Source organism: Rhodococcus sp. 14-2470-1b, assembly GCF_002259415.1.
Classification (GTDB): Bacteria; Actinomycetota; Actinomycetes; order Mycobacteriales; family Mycobacteriaceae; genus Rhodococcoides.
On the sequence record NZ_NPFY01000006.1, the window covers coordinates 295,483 to 314,761 of the forward strand.

The window sequence follows — 19,279 nt, forward strand, 5'->3', positions numbered from 1 at the left end:
GCCAGGGGGGAGTCTATCCGTGCAGGGTGACAGGCCCCAAAAGCAGCGTGCAAACATTGTGCCGTGGATACCCCTTCTGTCGCCTCTTCAGGCTCCGCTCCCATCGCGTTGACGGAGAACGATCTGGACGAATCGGGCGTCCTGACGCCTCAGATGGTGGTCAAGGGTGTGGATATCCCCAGAAAGGCCGTTGTCTGCTTCTTCGCGGAAGTGATCGAGTCCATAGCCGGTCAGGGCAAGGCACGCGTCCTGTCGGTGCTCCGATCCGAGCACGGCGAGCACCCCGTCTACGAGATCGAGCGGGGCGGTGAACGGCTCGCCGTGTTTCATCCGGGAGTCGGCGCACCCCTGGCCGCACTGTTCCTCGAAGAGGCGATCGCGCTCGGCTGCTCGGAGTTCGTCGCCGTCGGGGGCGCGGGAGCACTGACCGATCAGCTCGGTATGGGTCACGTCATGGTTGTCGACAGCGCTGTCCGCGACGAGGGAACGTCGTTCCACTACCTCCCGCCCGGACGGGTCGTCGACGCCGATCCTGTAGGCGTCACGGTGCTGCAGAACGTGCTGACGGAGGCCGGGATCTCGCACGTCACCGGTCGATCCTGGACCACCGACGCTTTGTACCGCGAAACCCGAAGCCGAGTCTCCCGGCGCGTCGACGAGGGCTGCCTGACGGTCGACATGGAAGCGTCGGCGTTCTGCGCGGTCGCCCAGTACCGCGGCGTGCGGTTCGCGCAACTGCTGTACGCGGGCGACTCCCTGGCCGCGGACTGGGAGCACCGCGGCTGGACCAAGGCAGGCACCGTCCGCGAGCAACTGTTCTGGCTCGCGGCCGACGCGTGCCTGCAGCTGAGCTAGCTAGGCCGACGGAGCCAGGAACGCAGCGAGGGCGTCGGCGTAGGCCTTCACATCGGAGGCGCCCATGAGCTCGCGTGCGCTGTGCATGGCGAGCTGTGCGGCACCGACGTCGACGGTCGACAGGCCCGTCCGTGAGGCCGTGATCGGGCCGATCGTCGAACCGCAGGGCAGATCGGCGCGGTGAACGTAGCGTTGCAGTGGCACCCCCGCCTGGTCGCAGGCCAGCGCGAATGCTCCTGCACCCGCGGAATCCGTTGCGTACCTGAGGTTCTGGTTGACCTTGAGCACGGGCCCTCCACCGAGTTCGATGCGGTGCGCGGGTTCGTGTCGGTCCGGGTAGTTCGGATGCGTCGCATGCGCCATGTCACCGGAGGCGCAGATGGATCCGGCCATGGTGCGGAGGAACTCCTCGCGACCGCCGCCGCGGCCCAACACGATTCGCTCGAGCACCGTGTTGAGCAGGTCCGAGAACGCGCCACGGTCGGACATACTGCCGACTTCCTCGTGGTCGAACAATGCCAGCACCGGGGTGACGTCCGTCGGATTCTGCACAGCCGCAATCAAAGCCTGAGTACCCGCGTAGCACGTTCCCTGGTTGTCGAGCCTCGGTGCGCTGACCAGTTCGCTCTGGGCGCCGACGACTGCGCTGGGCGCGAGGTCGTGCGTCATCAGCTCCCACCCGAGAACCGTCGACGGGTCGACGCCTTCGCGTTCCGCGACGAACGAGATGAACGATCGCGGTGAGTTACCCACGCCCCAAATGGCATTGACGTGTCGTTGCGGGTCCAAGGTCACACCCTTGCGATCCTCGGACAGGTGGATTGCGAGCTGCGGGACACGAAGAATAGGTTCGTCGACCTTGACGAGTACCTCACGCAGCCCGTTGCCGTCGCGAACACTGAGTCGACCGGAAACACCCAGGTCGCGGTCGAGCCAGGAATTGAGCCACGCGCCCCCGTACGGTTCCAGGCCGACCATCTGCCATCCCGCCGACTCCAGATCAGGGTGCTGCTTGACACGCAGATTGGGGCTGTCGGTGTGTCCGCCGACGATCCGGAATGCAGCGCTGCTGCTCTCGGTACTCCATGCGACAAGCGACCCGCCGCGGATGAGGTAGTACCGCCCTGCCTCGGCCGGCCAGGCTTCGGTCTCGTCGACGCGGACGAAACCTACCTCCTCGAGCTGCACCGCTACGGTGCGGCACACATGGAACGGCGACGGCGACACGTCGACGAAATTGCACAGACCAGCGGCAGACGCAAGAGACGACATGGGAACCATTGTGTCAGTAGCTGCGTCGAACAGAGCAAGGACCACACATCGACTCGGGGGCGTCATGAATCATCTGGCAGCGCAGGCATCGGGACCGGCTACGACAGCCATCGTCCGCAAGAAAGTGATCGAGGCATTCGGCAGGCACGGGGTGAAGCTGACGAAGATCGACGCCACCACTCTGAAGACCGACGACGGCCATCACGTGACGCTCGAGAATCTGACCGCACGCTGCGTCGGTGCTCCGCGGAGGTACTGGGACGAGATCGTCGAGATCCATGTCGCAACCATGCTCGAGTCACAGAGACTGAGTGACCCGCAGTATCTGCTGAACATGCCCGACGACGAGTTCTACATGCGATTGCGTGAGCGGGTCACTGCGCCGAGCGCGTTGCCGGGCAGAGGCGACTTCCGCTATTCGAGTCCGCTGGTCGATGCGCCGAATTCACCACGCCGAGTGCTGAACTTGACGTTTCCGGACCTTGCGTTGACTCTCGAAGGTCGGTATCTGGAGAATCGAGACCTCGAGGCCGCGTGGGCGTTCGGTCGCGACAACACGGCCGCGATGACCTTCGACGATCGCGAAACACTGACCAAGGACGATGTGACGATCGACGTGTGCAAGGGCGATTCGATCTATCTCGCATCCAAGGTCGCGAACATGCCCACGCTGATCGCCGATCACCTCGGCGATTCACCGTTCGGCGTTCTGTTCGTCGTTCCCAATGCCTACGAGATCGACTACTACAAACCCTTCGAGTTCGACGCCACCGTTCGTGCGTCGACACTGCTCGTGCAGTTGGCGCGCATATTCTCTCGGGACACCCCGAATCCGCTGTCCCAGGATCTCTACTTCTGGCGTGACGGGCAGTACTGCCAGGTCAACGGTAGTTCATCGGCAGATCTGTTCGAGCGGACTCTCGCCGAGCTCTAGTGCGCGCCCGAGACGCAGAATGCGTTTCCGTCCGGATCGGTCAGGGTGACCCAACGGAATTCGCCCATCGTGTGCTCGTCGACCTTGGACGCACCCGAATCGACCAGAGCCGTCACCTCGGTGTCGAGATCCGCCGTCGTCAGATCCAGGTGGATTCGGTTCTTGCCCGGCGTCGGGTCGTCGACCTTCTGGAAGGCAAGGCGGTACGGCACCGAGGGCAGCGAGACGGTGTAGAACCACCCGTCGTTCTCTTCTTCGATGGTTCCGCCGGTCCTGGCCGCCCACCACGTCGCGAGCGGTCCAGGATCGGAGGAGTCGATCGTGATCATCACCGGTGTCAGGGTCATGCGTCGGAGAATAGACCCTGCTTCCTGCTAGGCCGAGACGATTGCGTCCAGTGCCGAGTAGAAGATGCCGAGGCCGTCGTCGCTGGGGCCGGTGAGGGGCTCGGTGGCGTGCTCGGGATGCGGCATGAGTCCGACGACGCGGCCGTTGGGCGAGGAGATTCCGGCGATGTCCCGCTGGCTGCCGTTCGGGTTGGATCCGCTGTAGCGGAACACGACGCGGCCTTCGCCCTCGAGCTCGTCGAGCACGTTCTGCGATGCCTGGAACCGGCCTTCGGCGTTCTTGACCGGGATCAGGATCTCGGCGCCCGTCTCGTAGCGCGACGACCACGCGGTGTCCGAGTTCTCCACTTTCAGCCACTGGTCGCGGCAGACGAAGTGCAGGCCCTCGTTGCGGGTCAGAGCGCCGGGAAGCAGGCCGACTTCACAGAGAACTTGGAAGCCGTTGCAGATGCCGAGGACCGGCATGCCGCCTTCGGCCGCCTTGACGACGGATTCCATGACGGGTGCGAACCGGGCGATCGCGCCTGCACGCAGGTAGTCGCCGTAGGAGAACCCGCCGGGGACGACGATGGCGTCCACGTTCTTCAGGTCCGCGTCGGCGTGCCACAGACTGACGGCCTCGCCGCCGGCGAGCGTCACGGCGCGGGAGGCGTCGACGTCGTCGAGAGTTCCGGGGAAGGTGATGACCCCCACGCGGGCGGACGACTTGCGTGTGCTCATGCTTCTCGGGTGACCTTCCAGTCCTCGATGACGGTGTTCGCGAGGAGCGATTCCGCGATCTTCTCGAGCTCGGCGTCGTCGACGCTGTCGTCGACCTCCAACTCGAACCGCTTGCCCTGCCTGACGTCGGAGACGCCTGCTACGCCGAGACGACCAAGCGCGCCTGCGATGGCCTGACCCTGCGGGTCGAGGATTTCGGCCTTGGGCATGACATCGACAACTACTCGGGCCACGAGGGAGCTCCTTGGATAAGACAAATACCGGCGGTGAAGAGTTTACGCAGCACCAGCGCGAGCCGCGAAACTGCGCTTAGTGTGGAGGAATGAAGCTGACGCACTTCGGACATTCCTGTGTACTCGTCGAGCTGAACGGCACCACGGTGCTGTTCGATCCCGGCAACTTCTCACACGGCTTCGAGGGCATCACCGGGCTCGACGCCATTCTGATCACCCACCAGCACCCCGACCACGTCGACCTCGAGCGTCTTCCTGCACTGGTGGACGGCAATCCGAACGCAGCGTTGTACGCGGATCCGATGACCGCGTCGCAGCTCGGCGAGCGGTGGACGGCCACACACGCGGGCCAGACGTTCTCCGTCGGCGGCATCCAGGTCAGCGGTGTCGGCGGGACCCATGCCGTCATCCACCCCGAACTGCCCGTGATCGACAACACTGGCTATCTGCTGGGGACACCGGAGAATCCGGGGCAACTGTTCCATCCCGGCGACTCGTTGTTCGTTCCCGAGCAGAAGGTGGACGTGCTGGCGCTCCCGACTGCGGCGCCGTGGTCGAAGCTCTCGGAGAACGTCGAATTTCTGCGCGCAGTCGCACCTCGGACCGCGTTCCCGATCCACCAGGCCGTCGTCGCCGAGGAGGCCAGGGGAATCTACTACGGCCGGTTCAACGACATGGCCGACGAGAACACCGAATTCCGCGAGCTTCCTCAGGAATCCTCCCTCTCCATGTGAGTGAAAATGTAGGCCGGGGACAGGAGCGGAGCCTGCGGAACGACCCGATGGCACTGTCATCTCCACTCACATCAACCGGTCACCTCGGGCGGCAGAGTGTCCAGCATGATCACGGAGCTCCCGTCCCACTGGTAGCGGATTGCGACGGGACCACCTTCGGGTGCTGCGAACGCCTCGTCGGCGACGAGCCAGCGATAGTTCACGGTGATCGTGTCGGCGGTCTGGGTTGCAACACTCGTGAAGCTGTACGGCGCTGCCGTCGCCGTGCCGAGGTACACACCGTTGCCGAAGAACAGAATGTGCTCCGGTGTGCTCGCGGTGGCATAGGGCGACGCCGCAGCTTCCACCCACGTGAACGCTGCACAGGGATCACCTGTCCGGCCTGCGGTCCAGGCTTCGTCCGGAAAGTATCGCGGAATGGATGCCGCCGCATCGGCGACCACCGCAGCGTCCACACATGTCGCCGGCCGGACCGGGGCCACTGTCGGAGCTGCGTCCGCCGTCGGGATCCGGATGTCCGACGGAAGGGCAGGGACCGGCGACGGAACCACGACCGACGGCAGCGCGCCCACCGAGGGTGCAACCGTCGGCGACGCGGCCTGCTGCCCCGGCGCGGCAGTGGATTCCGACACTGCGGTCGCTGTGCCGCCATCGGTGTTTCCGCAGGCCACAGCGGCCATCATGCAGAGGTTCACGAGCACGATTCTTTTCATGGCGCCGCCTCGACATCGATTGCATCGTCGAGGGTTACATCCACTGGACCAGGTGGTCCGTTACGTCACGATCTCATAACCCCGCGAGCGGTCAGGCTGCTCTCACCCTGCGAACGTGTTCGTACACGCCCGGTGTTGCACCGCTGTAGAGCGCCAGGTCGACCGCGTCCAGGATTGCCTGCCGGGGACCGCTGCGGCCCAGTTGTTTTGCGCTGACCGCCAATCGGACGGTGCCGCCGCGTCGGGCGGTACGTCCGGCGCCGATGACCAGTGCTCGACACCACCAGGGTTCGGCTTTGAAGCCTTCGCCGATGCCCAGGACTCGTGCCCGTACGAGCGATCCCGTGTCCAGATCGTGAATTGCGCTGAGGCCTGCGAGCATTCGAAAGCCGGCCTCGGGCAGAGCGGCAACTGCTCCGGGTGATGCGATCCACCGCGGCGCTGCGAACACCCTTGTGCGTAAGCCGGTCTGCTCCATGACCCGGTCGGCGGCCATGAGCCGCAGCCGTGCTTCGTGGCGTGGAAGTGCTGCGAATTCGGCTCGGCGACGCTTGGTCGCGGCCTGGTCGTACCCGTGCAGGACTATCGCATCCCCCAGGTCCCGACGCCCTCGCAGCCAGTCCTGGGTGTTCTCGTCTTTCGTGAGCCGGTACTTGTCCTTCAGCCGCGGCGCAACGAGAAGCGACTGCGCGACGCCACGCTTGTCCAGTTCGAGGGCGAACTCCGCTGCGTTGTCGCAGGTGTCGTCCCTGATTCCGCTCACCGACACGATCAGTGCTCCAGACATGCCGCGAGCCTCGCACACCGATGTGAACGAGGCTCGACGGCAGAATTGATCGCGTCTAAACGGCGATGTTCTCCTTGGGCAGGATCTTGTCGATCGCAGCCAGTACTTCAGGGGCGTCCGGCTCGGTACGTGGGCGGAAGCGGTTGGTGACGACGCCCTCGGGTGAGATCAGGAACTTCTCGAAATTCCACTGGATATCTCCTGCGACGCCTTCTGCGTCCTCGGTCTTGGTGAGCTCCGCGTAGAGCGGGTGCCGGTTCTCTCCGTTGACCTCGATCTTCTCCGTGATGGGGAAGGTGACGCCGTAGGTGGTGGAGCAGAACGTTTCGATTTCCTCGGCGGTGCCGGGCTCCTGACCACCGAACTGGTTGCAGGGAACGCCGATGACGGACAGTCCCTTCGCCGAGTATTCGGTGGCAAGCTTCTCGAGTGTGGCGTACTGAGGCGTCAGGCCGCACTTCGAGGCGACATTCACCACGAGGACGGCCCTGCCCGCGTACTCGTCGAGCGAGGTGGGCGCACCGCCCAGCGTGTTGATGCCGATGTTCTGGACTTCAGTCATTCCACGAACTTACCTGTGGGTACCGACTTCTGGTGAGTTGGCTGTCCGAACACACAAGAGCGACCCTCCGAGTGGGAGGGCCGCTCTTGTACTACACGCCTGGTGACGGGGGGTGCGCGTCACCAGGCGGGGTCTTTTACGCCTTGGTTGCGGCTTTATCCAGCTCGACGTGCTTGTCGTCTTCCGGGAGATGGTCGTCGACCATGGTCTCCTCGTCGAACGGCAGGTCTCCGTCGAGGACGGTCTTGACGCGTGACGCGTCGATCGTCTTGGTCCAGGTTCCCACGAGAAGGGTTGCAACTGCGTTGCCGGAGAAGTTGGTCACCGCGCGGGCCTCGGACATGAACCGGTCGATGCCGACGATCAGCTGAACACCGTCGAGTAGCTCGGGACGGTGGCTCGACAGTCCCCCTGCCAGCGTGGCCAAGCCGGCGCCGGACACGCCTGCAGCACCCTTCGAGGCGATGATCATGAACAGCAGCAGTGAGAACTGCTCGGGGATCGAAAGCGGCATGTTCATCGCGTCGGCGATGAAGATCGACGCCATCGTCAGGTAGATGGCCGTGCCGTCGAGGTTGAACGAGTAGCCGGTCGGAACCACGATGCCGACGGTCGTCCGCTCGACACCGACGTGCTCCATCTTGGCGATCAGACGAGGCAGAGCCGACTCGGAAGACGACGTGGCGACGATGAGCAGGTACTCACGGGCCAGGTACTTGACGAGTTTGAAGATCGAGAAGCCGGACACGAACTTCAAGATCAGGCCGAGGAAGCCGAACACGAAGATGAAGCAGGTGATGTAGAACGCCAGCATCAGTGTGCCGAGCTGGATGACGGCGTCGAATCCCGTCTTTCCGACGACGCCTGCGATGGCTCCGAAAGCACCGATCGGGGCGAGCCACAGGATCATCGTCAGGATGCGGAAGACGAGCTTCTGCACCGACGCGATGCCCTTGAGAATGCCCTCACCCTGCTTGCCCATGGCCTGCAGTGCGAATCCGACGAGGATCGCGACGAACAACGTCTGTAGGACAGAACCTGCGGTCAACGACGACAGAAGCGACGTGGGGATGATGCCCGCGATGAACTCCATCGTGCCGCCTGCCTCATGGGCGGTATCTGCGAGTTTGAGGCCTGCGTCGTTGGGCGAGATGTTGAGGCCGGTTCCCGGCTGAATCAGGTTGCCGACGACCATGCCGATGCCGAGAGCGATCGTCGACATACCGATGAAGTAGGCGAGCGCAAGCCCACCGACCTTGCCGACGCTGGCGGCCGCTCGGACCGAGCCGATGCCGAGAACGATCGTGCAGAAGATGACCGGGCTGATCATCATCTTGATCAGGCTGACGAAGAGAGTTCCGAGGATGGACAGGTCGGACGCAAAATCCTTCGCAGTCAGACCGACGATGACACCGGCGACGACGGCGATGATCACCGCGATGTAGAGCCAGTGCGTCTTGTCGCGCTTCTTCTTCGGTTCCGGCGCCGGATTCCGGTTTTCAGCATCGATGCTGGTAGTCATGGGTACGTCCTTTGTGACTAATGGAGTGAGTTGGATCACGCCTTGCTAGAGGACGATGTTGGTGGAAATCGTGACCGTAGTCACGAATACGTTCATTCTGTTCACGAGAACCGGGTACGAAACAAAGGAACGAAACGTGGCGAAGCGTCCGACGAGCGTTGCAGGGCAAGTTCTGATCCTGCAATTGATCGTCATGGCCGTCATCGTGCTTGCCGGCGGGTTCCTGACCATCGTCAACGAGCGGTCAAACAGCGACGAGGCGACCCGCCGCGAGGTGATCGCCGTCGCGGCGAGCATCGCCAACGAACCGTCGACGCCGACGGCGATCGCCTCGGACGACCCCACTGCGTACCTGCAACCGGAGACCGAACGGATCCGCAAGGTCACCGGCGTCGACTTCATCGTCGTGATGGCGCCGGACCGAACTCGTTTCACTCACACGACCGTCGACCTGATCGGTCAGCCGTTCAGCGGCAACATCGATCGCGCGCTCGGGGGCGAGACGTTCACCGAGACCTACGTCGGGTCGCTCGGTCCCTCGATCCGCGCGGTGACGCCGGTGACCGACTCCACCGGCGCCATCGTCGGTCTGGTGTCGGCCGGGGTGACGAGGGACAAGATCAGCGATCAGTTCCTGGCCGGGCTTCCTCTCATCATCGGGGTGGTGATCTCGGCCTTCATCGTCGCCGCCGGTGGCTCGGTCGCGCTGAGCCGGCGGCTTCGTCGTCAGACCTTGGGCATGGCGCCGGACGAGTTGCGTTCGATGTACGAGCATCACGACGCCGTTCTGCACTCCATCAGCGAAGGGTTGCTCGTGTTCGGCAAGAGGGACACCGCGGAAATCGTCAACGACGAGGCCAGGCGGCTCCTCGATCTCCCCGACGGCCCTGTTCGACGGACGGACCTGCCGGAATCACTGCAGCACATGACGTCCGGTGGCGAACTCCATCTGACCGAAACTCGCGTGCTGGTCGTCAACTCCGACCCGGTGATGTGGGAGGGGCGTCGCCTCGGCGACGTTCTCACGATCCGCGATCGCACGGAGTTGCAAGGGGTGATCGGTGAACTCGATTCGGTGCGGAGCTTCGCCGAATCACTGCGTTCGCAGGCCCACGAGTCCGCCAATCGCCTGCACACCGTCATCACGATGGTGGAACTCGGTCGGCCGCAGGAAGCTGTCGAGTTCGCGACTGCGGACCTCGAGCTGTCGCAGAACCTGATCGACCGATTGATGGGTGCCGTGGGTGAACCCGCTCTGGCCGCCTTGTTGTTGGGCAAGGTCAGTCAGGCAGCCGAGCAGAGCGTCGAACTGACGATCACCGAGGACACAGCGCTGGAACATGCCGGCATCGTCACTCCGCGGGAATTGGTCACGCTGGTCGGTAATTTGATAGACAATGCAATCGATGCGTCGAAGGAATCGGAACAGCCGTGGGTCGAAGTGACCGTGCGTGATTCGGCGTCGGAACTGCTGGTCAGAGTCTCCGACAGCGGGCCTGGAATGCCCGCCGACGTACTGAGAACTGCTCTGACGCGCGGATACTCGACCAAATCCGGCTCCCGCGGCCTCGGATTGGCTCTGGTGACGCAGGTGGTCAATCGGTACCACGGAACGTTGACCTCCGAGGTCACCTACGGTTCGGTGTTGACTGCGACCATTCCGCTGGGGAGGCCCTCGTGATCCGAGTGTTGATCGTCGAGGACGAACCGTTGATCGCCGAGGCGCATCGCAGCTACGTCGAGCGCGTTCCGGGTTTCACCGTCGTCGCCATGGCCCACACGGGGTCGGCCGCACTGCGGGCGGCAGCCGAAGCCGTCGAACCGATCGACCTGGTCCTGCTGGACATCGGCCTGCCCGATTCCAACGGCATCGACGTCGCCGCAGCGCTCGGCGGTCTCCGGCCCAGCCCGGACGTCATCGCCATCACGTCGGAGCGTGACCTCTCGGTGGTCCGATCGGCCGTGGCCCATGGTGTCGTTCTGTACCTGCTGAAGCCGTTCACGTTCGCCGCGTTCCGGGACAAGCTGGACCGGTACCGCGAGTTCCACGACGCCCTCCCCGCGGGAGAGAACGCCGCGAGCCAGCGGGACATAGACCGAGCGATGTCCCACCTGCGCACCGCGGACGAACGCGCCTCGACCCCGAAAGGCATTGCGCCGCAGACGATGGACGGAGTCACCGCCATCGTCCGCGACGCCCCCGACGGGCTCAACGCGTCCGAGGCCGCCAAGCTCGTCGGAGTCTCGCGCGTGACGGCCTGGCGGTACCTCGAGCGCCTCGCCGACGACGGCCTGGTCACCCGAAACACCGAATACGGCAAGGCCGGTCGTCCGCAGGTCAGGTACGTATGGCGCTGACACTCACATACGGGCCCCGGTCTGCTGCACGATCCAGGCGTATTCGAAGGCGGCTTCCTTCCACTTCTCGTATCGTCCGCTGACTCCGCCGTGGCCTGCGCTCATCTCGGTCTTGAGCAGCAGTTCGGAGTCACCGGTCTTGGTGGCACGCAGCGCCGCAACCCATTTGGCGGGCTCGACGTAGAGCACACGGGTGTCGTTGATGGACGTGATCGCGAGGATCGCTGGGTAGTCCTTGGCTTCGATGTTCTCGTAGGGACTGTACGACTTCATGTAGTCGTACACCTCCTTGTCCGCCAACGGATTTCCCCACTCGTCCCATTCGATGACCGTGAGCGGCAGCGACGGGTCGAGAATGGAGGTCAGTGGATCGACGAACGGAACATTCGCGAGGATGCCGTTGAACAGCTCCGGCGCCAGGTTCGCGACAGCACCCATCAGGAGCCCGCCCGCGCTACCACCGTCGGCGACGAGGTGTTTCGGTGCCGTCCGACCGGTGTCGATCAGATGCTGTGCAGCGGAGACGAAGTCGGTGAACGTGTTCTTCTTGGTGAGAGTCTTGCCGTTCTCGTACCAGTGGCGGCCCATCTCACCGCCACCGCGCACGTGTGCGACGACGAAGACGATTCCGCGGTCCAGTAGCGAGAGCCTGGCTACGGAGAACGCCGGGTCCATCGATGCTTCGTACGATCCGTATCCGTACAGCAGCGTCGGAGCAGGACCTTCGGGAACGTCCTTGCGCAGCACGATGGACAGCGGAATGCGGGTCCCGTCGGCCGCGACGGCCCAATCTCGATGCTGGACGTAGTCGTCGGCGCGGAAATCGCCCAGTACGGGCTGCGACTTGCGGAGCAGCAACTCGCCTGACTTCACGTCGTAGTCGTACACCTGCCCGGGGGTGATGAAAGAGGTGTAGACAAGACGAAGAAGTGGCTGCGTCCACTCGGGGTTCGAGCCTGCACCGACGGCGAAGAGTTCTTCGTCGAACTCGAGTTCTTCGTAGTCGCCGTACCCCTCGGGACCGATCGGCCAGATGGCCAGCCGTGTCAACGCCTCTCGGCGGTAGTTGAGTACGAGATGGTCCGCGAACGCGTCGACGTCCTCGAGCCTGACATCGTCGCGGTGCGGAATCAGAATGGTCTGGTTCGACGGATCGTCGACGGGTGCGTCGGCGAGGAGGAAGTTCTCCGCCTTCTCGCCGTCGGTTCCCCAGCCGTTGACCGAGCCGTTGTGCTGGATCAGGAATCGATCCTCACCGTTCACCACGGCATGCTCGACGCTGTACTCCACACCGGTTTCGCGCGGGAGTACGACGCGGAATTCGCCTTCCGGATTCTCGGATTCGAGGACGAGGCATTCGGAGGTGATCTTGGAGCCGACCCAGATCATCAGGTACTTCTCGCTGCGGGTGGAGCCGAATCCGACCCAGTAGCTCTCGTCCGGCTCGTGAAAGACCTTGACGTCCTCGGAGGATGGTGTGCCGAGCTTGTGCCGCCACACGGTGTCGGGACGCCAGGATTCGTCGACGGTTTGGTAGAAGACATGGCCGTGGTCGATCGACCAGGTTGCTCCGGTGGAGACCTTCTCGATGGTGTCGGGCAGCATCTCACCGGTGCGCAGGTCCTTGAAGCGCAACGTGTACCGCTCGTCGCCCTCGGTGTCGGTGGAGTAGGCCAGGAGGTTACCGTCCTGGCTGATCGAGAATGCTCCGAGGGAGAAGAAGGTATGCCCCTCGGCCTCGATGTTCGAGTCGAGGAGGACTTGTTCGCCGGGGACCTCTCCGGACAGGGTCGGAGGTGTCCAGTCGTCGGGAGAATCGACGGGGCAACGGCATTGGAGGCCGTAGGACTTGCCTTCGATGGTCCGCGAGTAGTACCACCAGTCGCCCATACGCGTCGGGACCGACAGGTCGGTCTCCTGCGTGCGTGACTTGATCTCGTCGAAGATCTGTCCGCGGAGTTCCTCGAGACCGGCGGTCTGCTGCTCGGTGTAGGCGTTCTCGGCTTCGAGGTAGGCGATCACCTCGGCATCTTCCTTGTCCCGCAGCCATTCGTAGTTGTCGACGACGGTGTCGCCGTGGTGGGTCCGTTCGAGGGGGACCTTCTTGGCAATCGGTGGAGTAACTGTCATGGCTTGACCCAATCGTCGAAGTTGAGGCCCGAAATGCGTTCGTAGGCCTCGATGTACCGTGCACGAGTCGCGACGACGACGTCGTCGGGAAGGGCGGGCGGCGGCGTGTCACCGTGACGGTCCCAGCCGGATTCGCCCGTCAGCCAGTCGCGGACGTATTGCTTGTCGAAGCTCGGCTGGACGCGACCTTCCTCGTAGCTGTCGGCCGGCCAGTACCGCGAGGAGTCCGGGGTGAGGACCTCGTCGGCGAGAACCAGGTTGCCGTCGGCGTCCTGCCCGAATTCGAACTTGGTGTCGGCGAGGATGATTCCGCGGTCGAGTGCGAAATTGGCAGCTCGGGCGTAGATCTCGAGGGTGTCCTCGCGAAGTTTGAACGCCAGTTCCTCCCCGACCTTGTCGACGACGGCGGCGTAGTCGACGTTCTCGTCGTGCTCGCCGAGAGCCGCTTTGGCTGCGGGTGTGAAGATCGGCTCGTCGAGCTTGCTGGATTCGACCAGACCGTCGGGTAGGGCGACGCCGCACACCGCGCCGGTCTGCTGGTAGTCCGAGAGCCCTGACCCGGTCAGATATCCGCGAGCGACGCATTCGATCGGCACCATCTCGAGGCGCTTGACGACAAGAGCCCGTCCGAGAAGTTCCTGAGGGATCCGATCGTCGAGCGGATCGCCGGCGAGGTGATTGACTCCCCCGAGCTCGTCGAAGAAGAACACGCTCATCGCCGTCAGGACGCGCCCCTTGTCGGGGATCGGCGTATCGAGGACGTGGTCGTAGGCGGAGATGCGGTCGCTTGCGACGAGAAGCAGGTGGTCGTCGTCGACGATGTAGAGATCGCGAACCTTGCCGCCGGCCAGATGCTGGTAGCTACTGAGTGTTGGGCGCACGAAACCAACCCTATCTGGGCCTGATGTCGCCATGTCTCGGCGACAGGAGAACAATGGTTGCTGATGGCAACCAACGAGATCGCAGACGTCGGCTTCCGGTCCGAGCGCGGGCCGGTACTCATCGCTCTGATGCTCAGCACGTCGCTCGTCGCACTGGACTCCACGATCATCGCGACGGCCGTGTTGACCATCGTGGACGATCTCGGTGGTTTCAGTCAGTTCCCGTGGCTGTTCTCGATCTATCTGCTGGCCCAGGCCGTGTCCGTCCCGATCTACGGGAAGCTTGCCGACCTGTTCGGCCGCAAGAAGGTCATGCTGTGGGGCATCGGAGTGTTCCTCCTCGGCTCGATTCTGTGCGGCCTGGCGTGGTCGATGCCCGCGTTGATCGCATTCCGCGCGGTCCAGGGCCTCGGTGCGGGCGCGGTGCAGCCGATGTCCGTGACGATTGCAGGCGATATCTACACCCTGCAGGAACGCGCGAAAGCCCAGGGCTACCTGGCCAGCGTGTGGGCCATGTCGGCGGTGCTGGGGCCTGCCCTCGGCGGTGTGTTCTCCGAGTTCCTGTCCTGGCGCTGGATCTTCTTCGTCAACATTCCCCTGTGCGCACTGGCCGCCTGGATGCTGATCCGACGCTTCCACGAAGGGCCCGTCAACCGCGCGAAACCCACGATCGACTACCTCGGCGCGGGTCTGCTCACCGTCGGCGCGGCTGCGCTGCTTCTCGGGTTGCTGGAAGGTGGACAGTCCTGGGCATGGGCGTCGGGAATCTCGGTGGGGATCTTTGCACTCGGCGTCGTCTCGCTGGCGTTGTTCACCTGGCAGCAGACCCGCGCGCCCGAGCCGATACTGCCTCTCTGGGTGTTCACCCGCCGCGTCCTCGTCGTCAGTAGCCTGGTGTCCCTCATCGTCGGGGCAATCGTGCTGGGTTTGACGTCCTACGTCCCCACCTTCGTGCAGGGCGTCCTCGGCACCGGCGCTATCGTGGCCGGCTTCGCTCTGGCGACACTCACGCTCGGGTGGCCGATCGCGGCGTCACTGTCCGGCAAGTTCTATCTGAGGTTCGGATTCCGCGCGACGGCGTTGACCGGTGGTTCGATCGCAGTCGTCGGGACCGGATTGGCAACGCTGATCGGCGCGAGTGCGCAGATCTGGATGATCGCTGCGGTGTGTTTCGTCGTCGGTCTCGGTATGGGTCTGATCGCAAGCCCGACGCTGATCGCCGCGCAGTCGTCGGTCGAGTGGTCCGAGCGTGGCGTGGCGACGTCGACCAACATGTTCGCCCGCTCCATCGGCAGCGCCGTCGGCGTCGCAATCTTCGGGGCCATCGTGAACTCGCGTGTCTCCGGGGATCCCGAGCCCGAACAGCTGTCCGACGCCATTCATCTGGTCTTCCTGGGCGTCTTCGGTGCGGCAGTACTCATGCTCCTCGCCGCAACGTTGATGCCCAAGGCGGCTCCTCCGCAGGTGAGTCGACGGGCATCTCAGCCGTGACGATTTACTTCGCGAACAGCGTCTGCACCTGATCCAGTGTCGAGATGACCCCGTCGTAATCCGGTCGGTAGCTCGTAGCAGGCAGCTCGAAGACGTTGCCGGATGCAAAGGCAGGCAGACTCGCGTAGGCGGGATCCTGTTTCAATTCGTCCAAGCTACGACCGGCGACCGGAACGACGATGATGACGGGTGCGCTCGCCACCGGAGCCAGGAGTTCGGGGCTGATGATGAACGAGTCACCCGAGCCGTAGAGCTCGGGGTTGTCGGCTTTGGTGAGCACGTCGTCCGGTTCGAGGCCGACGTTCTTCAGCAACTCCGGCAACGTTGCAGTCTGCGGAATGAACGCGGGCTCGTTGGTGCTCAGCGACAACAGGTACGACACGGGCGATCCCGGCACCGTGATGGCGTCTCTTATTTCGGCGACCTTGTCGTCGTATGCCTCGAGCAGTCCGGCAACCTTGTCCGACTCACCCGCAGCGTCGGCAACGGCTTCGAGCTGTCCCTGCCACGTGTTGACGGACGCGGGTATCAGAACAGTCGGCGCGATGGCGGTCAGCTGGTCGTATGCTTCGTCTGCCTGGACGGCGGAAATTCCCTGTCCGCCACCGATGATGAGGTCGGGTTCTGCCTGTGCGATCGCCTCGATGTTCAGCGCTTCGCCTGCGGGCAGTTCTTCGGTGCCCTGCTCCTCCGCCTTCTCGGCCCACTGCGGTGGGAAGCCACCGTCGAGGTTGGTCACGCCCAGAAGCCGCGTGTCGGTAATGGCGATCGGTGCGTCGAGGGTGAAGAGGTATCCGGCCAGTCCTGCAGACAGCACCGCGATGCGTTGCGGATCGGCGGGCACGGTGACGTCTCCCTTGTCGGTCGAGATCACCCTGGTCTCGCTGCTTGTGGCTCCAGTTTCGGTGTCGTCACCGGGCGAGTTGTCGCTACTGCATGCGGTGAGACCGATCGTCACTGCGGCGAGCGCGGCGATCACGCGCACACTGCGCCGCCGAAGAAGTGAACCGGACAAGGTAAATCCTTTCGGGAGCGCGAGACATCAGTAGTGCTCGACCAACTCAGCATTCTAGATCGATCACTCGCAGTTGTGGTGGGTCAGCTTTTGCGATGCACCACACCGCGCGAGACGAGATCGACCGTCAGGACCACCGCCAATGTCTGAGCGAGCAAGAGTCCGGTCAACACGAGTATCTGCACGGCTCCGGCCTGGATGGCCGAACCGCTGGCCAACAGCACACCCACGAACGCTCCTGGCAGTGTCACGAGCCCGACCGTCCGCGTCTGATCCAACCCAGGCAGCAGCGCGTCGCCGGCAGTGGGACGAACGACTTCGAGCCGCGAATCACGTTCGGTGAGGCCGAGACTCAACGCGGCTTCTACTTCACCGTGCCGCTCGGACAGTGCATCCAGAGCTCGACGAGCCGCAAGCGACGTCGCTGTCATCGTGCCGCCCAGAATGATGCCACCGACGGGCACGATCGCAATCCCTTCGGCAGGAACGACTCCCGTCGACAAACACAATGGAACGACGACGCCGATCCCCACGGCCAGTGGGACCGTCAACCACAGCCCGGATCTCCCGGCCTCCGAACGACGAATGGACGTGAAGGCAGCCGCTGCGAACATGACCACCAGCACCAACAGCGACGACCACAAGTGCGCAAGAGCCGCAGCCAGAATCAGCGAGATCGCCGCCAACTGCAGGAAGCCCCGGACCGCAGCCGACGGCACCGTCCACACCCGCCCGATGGCAGAAACTCGATACACCAAGGCCGCCAGCAGGACCATGACCACGCACAGGACTGCAAGGGGAACGCCGGGCTCGACCAGGGAAGAACTCACCCACCGATTATCCACGTGAGTGGAAATGTAGGCGGAAGCCTACATTTCCACTCACAGACCGACGCGCTCCAGCATGGCGTCGAATTCCTCGCTGGCCTCGGCTTGACTGCGGCCTGCGGCCAATGCGCCGTTGTACACCGCCAGTGCTTCTTCCTGGTACTTCTTGTATTTCTCGAGCCACTGCTCGGAGTTGGCGCGCCAGTATCCGATGATCTCGAATCGAGTCACCGGGTAGCCCAACTCCTTCCGGAAGTACTTTCGCACGACGCGGGACGACGCAGCCTCACCGGCGAACCAGATGTAACCCTCGCCGTCGGGCAGTTCCCACTGACGTGCCGCGTCTTCGAGCACACTCGCGGAATCACCGTTGCCGGAGCCGAATCGCCAGTCGTACGTCACGTCGCCGGCTGTCTCGAACTCCTGCTTGTCACTGCGCTCGAGCACCTCGACGATCGCGTGAGCTTGTGCGCCACTCGGCAATTCCTCGATGATGCGTCCGAGCGCAGGCAGACCCGTCATGTCTGCGACGAGCAACTGCCACTGCGCCGTAGCCGGGATGTTGTACCAGGAACGTGGCCGCGTCCACAGCAAAACCTGGCCGACCGTCGCGTTCAGCGCCCAGGTGGCAGCAACACCGCCTTCGTGCGCGACGAAATCGATGACAAGGTGCCCGGAGTCGGCATCGAACCGACGGACGGTGTAGTTGCGGCCCTCGGGCGCATCCTCGATGCCGTGGAACCACCATTCGCCGTCGACCTCGGTCATCGCAGGCGGACGATCCTCACCCTCACGCGCGAAGAACAACGTCACGCATTCGTCGGGGGCCCCGATGCTCACGTAGTCGGCAACGTCCTCACCACCGAACGTCACCCGCACCATGTGCTTGGTGATCTGCTCGACGGCAACAACTTCGGCGTAGTAGAAACCCTTGCTCATTCTTCCTCGTCCAGATGTTCGTGGGTATCGGAGACACCTCGGCGCCAATATCCAGTGATCGAGCTGTCCCCCTTGCCCAAACCCAGATCCTTCCGGATCCAGGACCGCAGCGGACGTATGTCCCCGGCCTCGCCGGCGAGCCAGACGAACACCGAAGCACCGTCCGGAATCTTCGTCGATCGTACTGCCGTCTCGAGCCCCGACGCCTCACCGTGCGGCGTCACAATCCAGTGGACGTCGATTCCACCCGGCGGGTCCAGCTTCTGAATGCTCGATTCGGTGTGCACTTCGATGTACACGTCTCCGCGGGTGTCACGCGGCATCTCCTCCAGCCAGCGAGCGATCGCAGGCAGCGCGGTCTCGTCGCCGACGATGACGAAATGGTCGTATCCGGGATCGATGATCACCCCGCCGGGAGGTCCCGCGACATGAAGGGTGTCACCCGGCCTTGCCGCGATCGCCCACCCCGACGCGAGCCCATGTCGGTGCACGACGAAATCGATATCGATCTCCCGCTCCTCGGGACGGTACTTCCGGACTGTGTACTCACGGGTGGTCGGGAAGGGCTCCGGCCAATCGAGATGGTCGCCGTCGGGCACCGGGAGCCGCAGCTCACCGGTGTCGACGTCGGGGAAGATGAGCTTGACGTGCTCGTCGGCGACCTGACTGACAAATCCATCGGTCCCGGCTCCACCGAACGTCACGCGGATCATCGTGTCGGTGATCATCTCGGTCCGGACGACCTCTGCCGCACGGATCTTGATGGGATAAGGCTGGCGTCGGGCGGGCGTAGGCACTACAGGCTCCTGATCGATTAACATTCGAAGTTAGGCTAACCTATAGAACTAGTCGGGCGCACCCCCTGTGATTCGTCGAACCCGTACGGCCAACCCCGTCGACGCGTCCGCTCGCAGCACCGGAACCCCACCGTCCATCCCCTCCCACTGGAACACGAGCCT

Annotated in this window: 20 protein-coding genes; 6 read left to right on the forward strand and 14 right to left on the reverse strand. The window is 63.8% G+C overall.

Annotated features, from left to right (window positions below; genetic code table 11):
* The first annotated feature begins 63 nt into the window (after nt 1-63).
* Nucleotides 64-855, forward strand: coding sequence for a nucleoside phosphorylase (locus CH293_RS04685; protein ID WP_255122694.1), 792 nt, complete (start codon nt 64-66; stop codon nt 853-855).
* Here the strand turns inward: CH293_RS04685 and CH293_RS04690 are convergent, their stop codons facing one another.
* Nucleotides 856-2,136 carry a M18 family aminopeptidase gene (locus CH293_RS04690; RefSeq protein WP_020111557.1) on the reverse strand — a complete coding sequence of 427 codons (1,281 nt, stop codon included), beginning with the start codon at nt 2,134-2,136 and terminating at the stop codon, nt 856-858.
* A gap of 55 nt (nt 2,137-2,191) precedes the next feature.
* On the opposite strand from CH293_RS04690, the gene CH293_RS04695 reads away from it, so the two are divergent.
* Nucleotides 2,192-3,061 carry a hypothetical protein gene (locus tag CH293_RS04695; RefSeq protein WP_094719507.1) on the forward strand — a complete coding sequence of 290 codons (870 nt, stop codon included), beginning with the start codon at nt 2,192-2,194 and terminating at the stop codon, nt 3,059-3,061.
* Here CH293_RS04695 and CH293_RS04700 read toward each other — a convergent pair.
* Genes CH293_RS04700 through purS form a run of 3 tightly spaced genes read right to left on the reverse strand, consistent with a single transcriptional unit; the run spans nt 3,058 to nt 4,361 of the window.
* Nucleotides 3,058-3,408: a VOC family protein gene (locus tag CH293_RS04700; RefSeq protein WP_094713089.1), complete on the reverse strand. Its 351-nt coding sequence runs from the start codon at nt 3,406-3,408 to the stop codon at nt 3,058-3,060. The two genes, CH293_RS04695 and CH293_RS04700, sit on opposite strands and share 4 nt — an antisense overlap.
* A gap of 27 nt (nt 3,409-3,435) precedes the next feature.
* Entirely contained in the window at nt 3,436-4,128 is a 693-nt protein-coding gene (gene purQ / locus CH293_RS04705; RefSeq protein ID WP_094719508.1) for a phosphoribosylformylglycinamidine synthase subunit PurQ, read from the reverse strand.
* A complete protein-coding gene (gene purS, locus CH293_RS04710) occupies nt 4,125-4,361 on the reverse strand; it encodes a phosphoribosylformylglycinamidine synthase subunit PurS (protein ID WP_026348182.1) in 237 nt (78 codons plus the stop codon). The genes purQ and purS overlap by 4 nt, the downstream gene beginning before the upstream one ends.
* Nucleotides 4,362-4,450: 89 nt before the next feature.
* Between purS and CH293_RS04715 the strand changes: the two genes are divergently transcribed.
* Nucleotides 4,451-5,095, forward strand: coding sequence for an MBL fold metallo-hydrolase (locus CH293_RS04715; RefSeq protein WP_094719509.1), 645 nt, complete (start codon nt 4,451-4,453; stop codon nt 5,093-5,095).
* A 71-nt stretch (nt 5,096-5,166) separates the two neighbouring features.
* Here the strand turns inward: CH293_RS04715 and CH293_RS04720 are convergent, their stop codons facing one another.
* The 4 genes from CH293_RS04720 to CH293_RS04735 form a co-directional block, all read right to left on the reverse strand.
* Complete coding sequence (locus tag CH293_RS04720; protein ID WP_037104936.1) at nt 5,167-5,808, reverse strand: LppP/LprE family lipoprotein; 642 nt, start codon at nt 5,806-5,808, stop codon at nt 5,167-5,169.
* Nucleotides 5,809-5,899: 91 nt separating this feature from the next.
* A complete protein-coding gene (locus tag CH293_RS04725) occupies nt 5,900-6,595 on the reverse strand; it encodes a DUF2334 domain-containing protein (protein ID WP_037104939.1) in 696 nt (231 codons plus the stop codon).
* A 55-nt stretch (nt 6,596-6,650) separates the two neighbouring features.
* The gene (locus CH293_RS04730; protein WP_019667383.1) at nt 6,651-7,157 is read right to left on the reverse strand and encodes a glutathione peroxidase; all 507 of its coding nucleotides are present in this window, start codon (nt 7,155-7,157) and stop codon (nt 6,651-6,653) included.
* A gap of 136 nt (nt 7,158-7,293) precedes the next feature.
* Nucleotides 7,294-8,679 (reverse strand): cation:dicarboxylate symporter family transporter, encoded by a 1,386-nt coding sequence (locus CH293_RS04735; protein WP_037104942.1) that lies wholly within the window; start codon nt 8,677-8,679, stop codon nt 7,294-7,296.
* 193 nt (nt 8,680-8,872) lie between these two features.
* Here CH293_RS04735 and CH293_RS04740 point away from each other — a divergent pair, with 193 nt between their 5' ends.
* On the forward strand, nt 8,873-10,360 hold the full coding sequence (locus CH293_RS04740; protein ID WP_255122697.1) for a sensor histidine kinase: 1,488 nt from the start codon (nt 8,873-8,875) through the stop codon (nt 10,358-10,360).
* The gene (locus tag CH293_RS04745; RefSeq protein WP_094719510.1) at nt 10,357-11,037 is read left to right on the forward strand and encodes a response regulator; all 681 of its coding nucleotides are present in this window, start codon (nt 10,357-10,359) and stop codon (nt 11,035-11,037) included. Before CH293_RS04740 ends, CH293_RS04745 begins: the two co-directional genes overlap by 4 nt.
* 3 nt (nt 11,038-11,040) lie before the next feature.
* Here the strand turns inward: CH293_RS04745 and CH293_RS04750 are convergent, their stop codons facing one another.
* Together CH293_RS04750 and CH293_RS04755 are read right to left on the reverse strand one after the other, a co-directional pair.
* Nucleotides 11,041-13,167 (reverse strand): S9 family peptidase, encoded by a 2,127-nt coding sequence (locus CH293_RS04750; protein ID WP_094719511.1) that lies wholly within the window; start codon nt 13,165-13,167, stop codon nt 11,041-11,043.
* The gene (locus CH293_RS04755) at nt 13,164-14,048 is read right to left on the reverse strand and encodes a phosphoribosylaminoimidazolesuccinocarboxamide synthase (RefSeq protein ID WP_094719512.1); all 885 of its coding nucleotides are present in this window, start codon (nt 14,046-14,048) and stop codon (nt 13,164-13,166) included. Before CH293_RS04755 ends, CH293_RS04750 begins: the two co-directional genes overlap by 4 nt.
* Before the next feature lie 63 nt (nt 14,049-14,111).
* On the opposite strand from CH293_RS04755, the gene CH293_RS04760 reads away from it, so the two are divergent.
* A complete protein-coding gene (locus CH293_RS04760; protein ID WP_094719513.1) occupies nt 14,112-15,539 on the forward strand; it encodes an MDR family MFS transporter in 1,428 nt (475 codons plus the stop codon).
* Between the two features lie 4 nt (nt 15,540-15,543).
* On the opposite strand, the gene CH293_RS04765 is transcribed toward CH293_RS04760, so the two are convergent.
* From CH293_RS04765 to CH293_RS04780, 4 genes are all read right to left on the reverse strand, one after another.
* Nucleotides 15,544-16,554 (reverse strand): ABC transporter substrate-binding protein, encoded by a 1,011-nt coding sequence (locus tag CH293_RS04765; RefSeq protein WP_094719514.1) that lies wholly within the window; start codon nt 16,552-16,554, stop codon nt 15,544-15,546.
* An 83-nt stretch (nt 16,555-16,637) separates the two neighbouring features.
* The gene (locus tag CH293_RS04770; RefSeq protein WP_037104956.1) at nt 16,638-17,384 is read right to left on the reverse strand and encodes an ABC transporter permease; all 747 of its coding nucleotides are present in this window, start codon (nt 17,382-17,384) and stop codon (nt 16,638-16,640) included.
* 51 nt (nt 17,385-17,435) lie between these two features.
* Nucleotides 17,436-18,320: a siderophore-interacting protein gene (locus CH293_RS04775; protein ID WP_037104959.1), complete on the reverse strand. Its 885-nt coding sequence runs from the start codon at nt 18,318-18,320 to the stop codon at nt 17,436-17,438.
* Nucleotides 18,317-19,117, reverse strand: a complete 801-nt coding sequence (locus CH293_RS04780; RefSeq protein ID WP_094719515.1) for a siderophore-interacting protein — start codon at nt 19,115-19,117, stop codon at nt 18,317-18,319. The genes CH293_RS04775 and CH293_RS04780 overlap by 4 nt, the downstream gene beginning before the upstream one ends.
* Nucleotides 19,118-19,279: the final 162 nt, after the last annotated feature.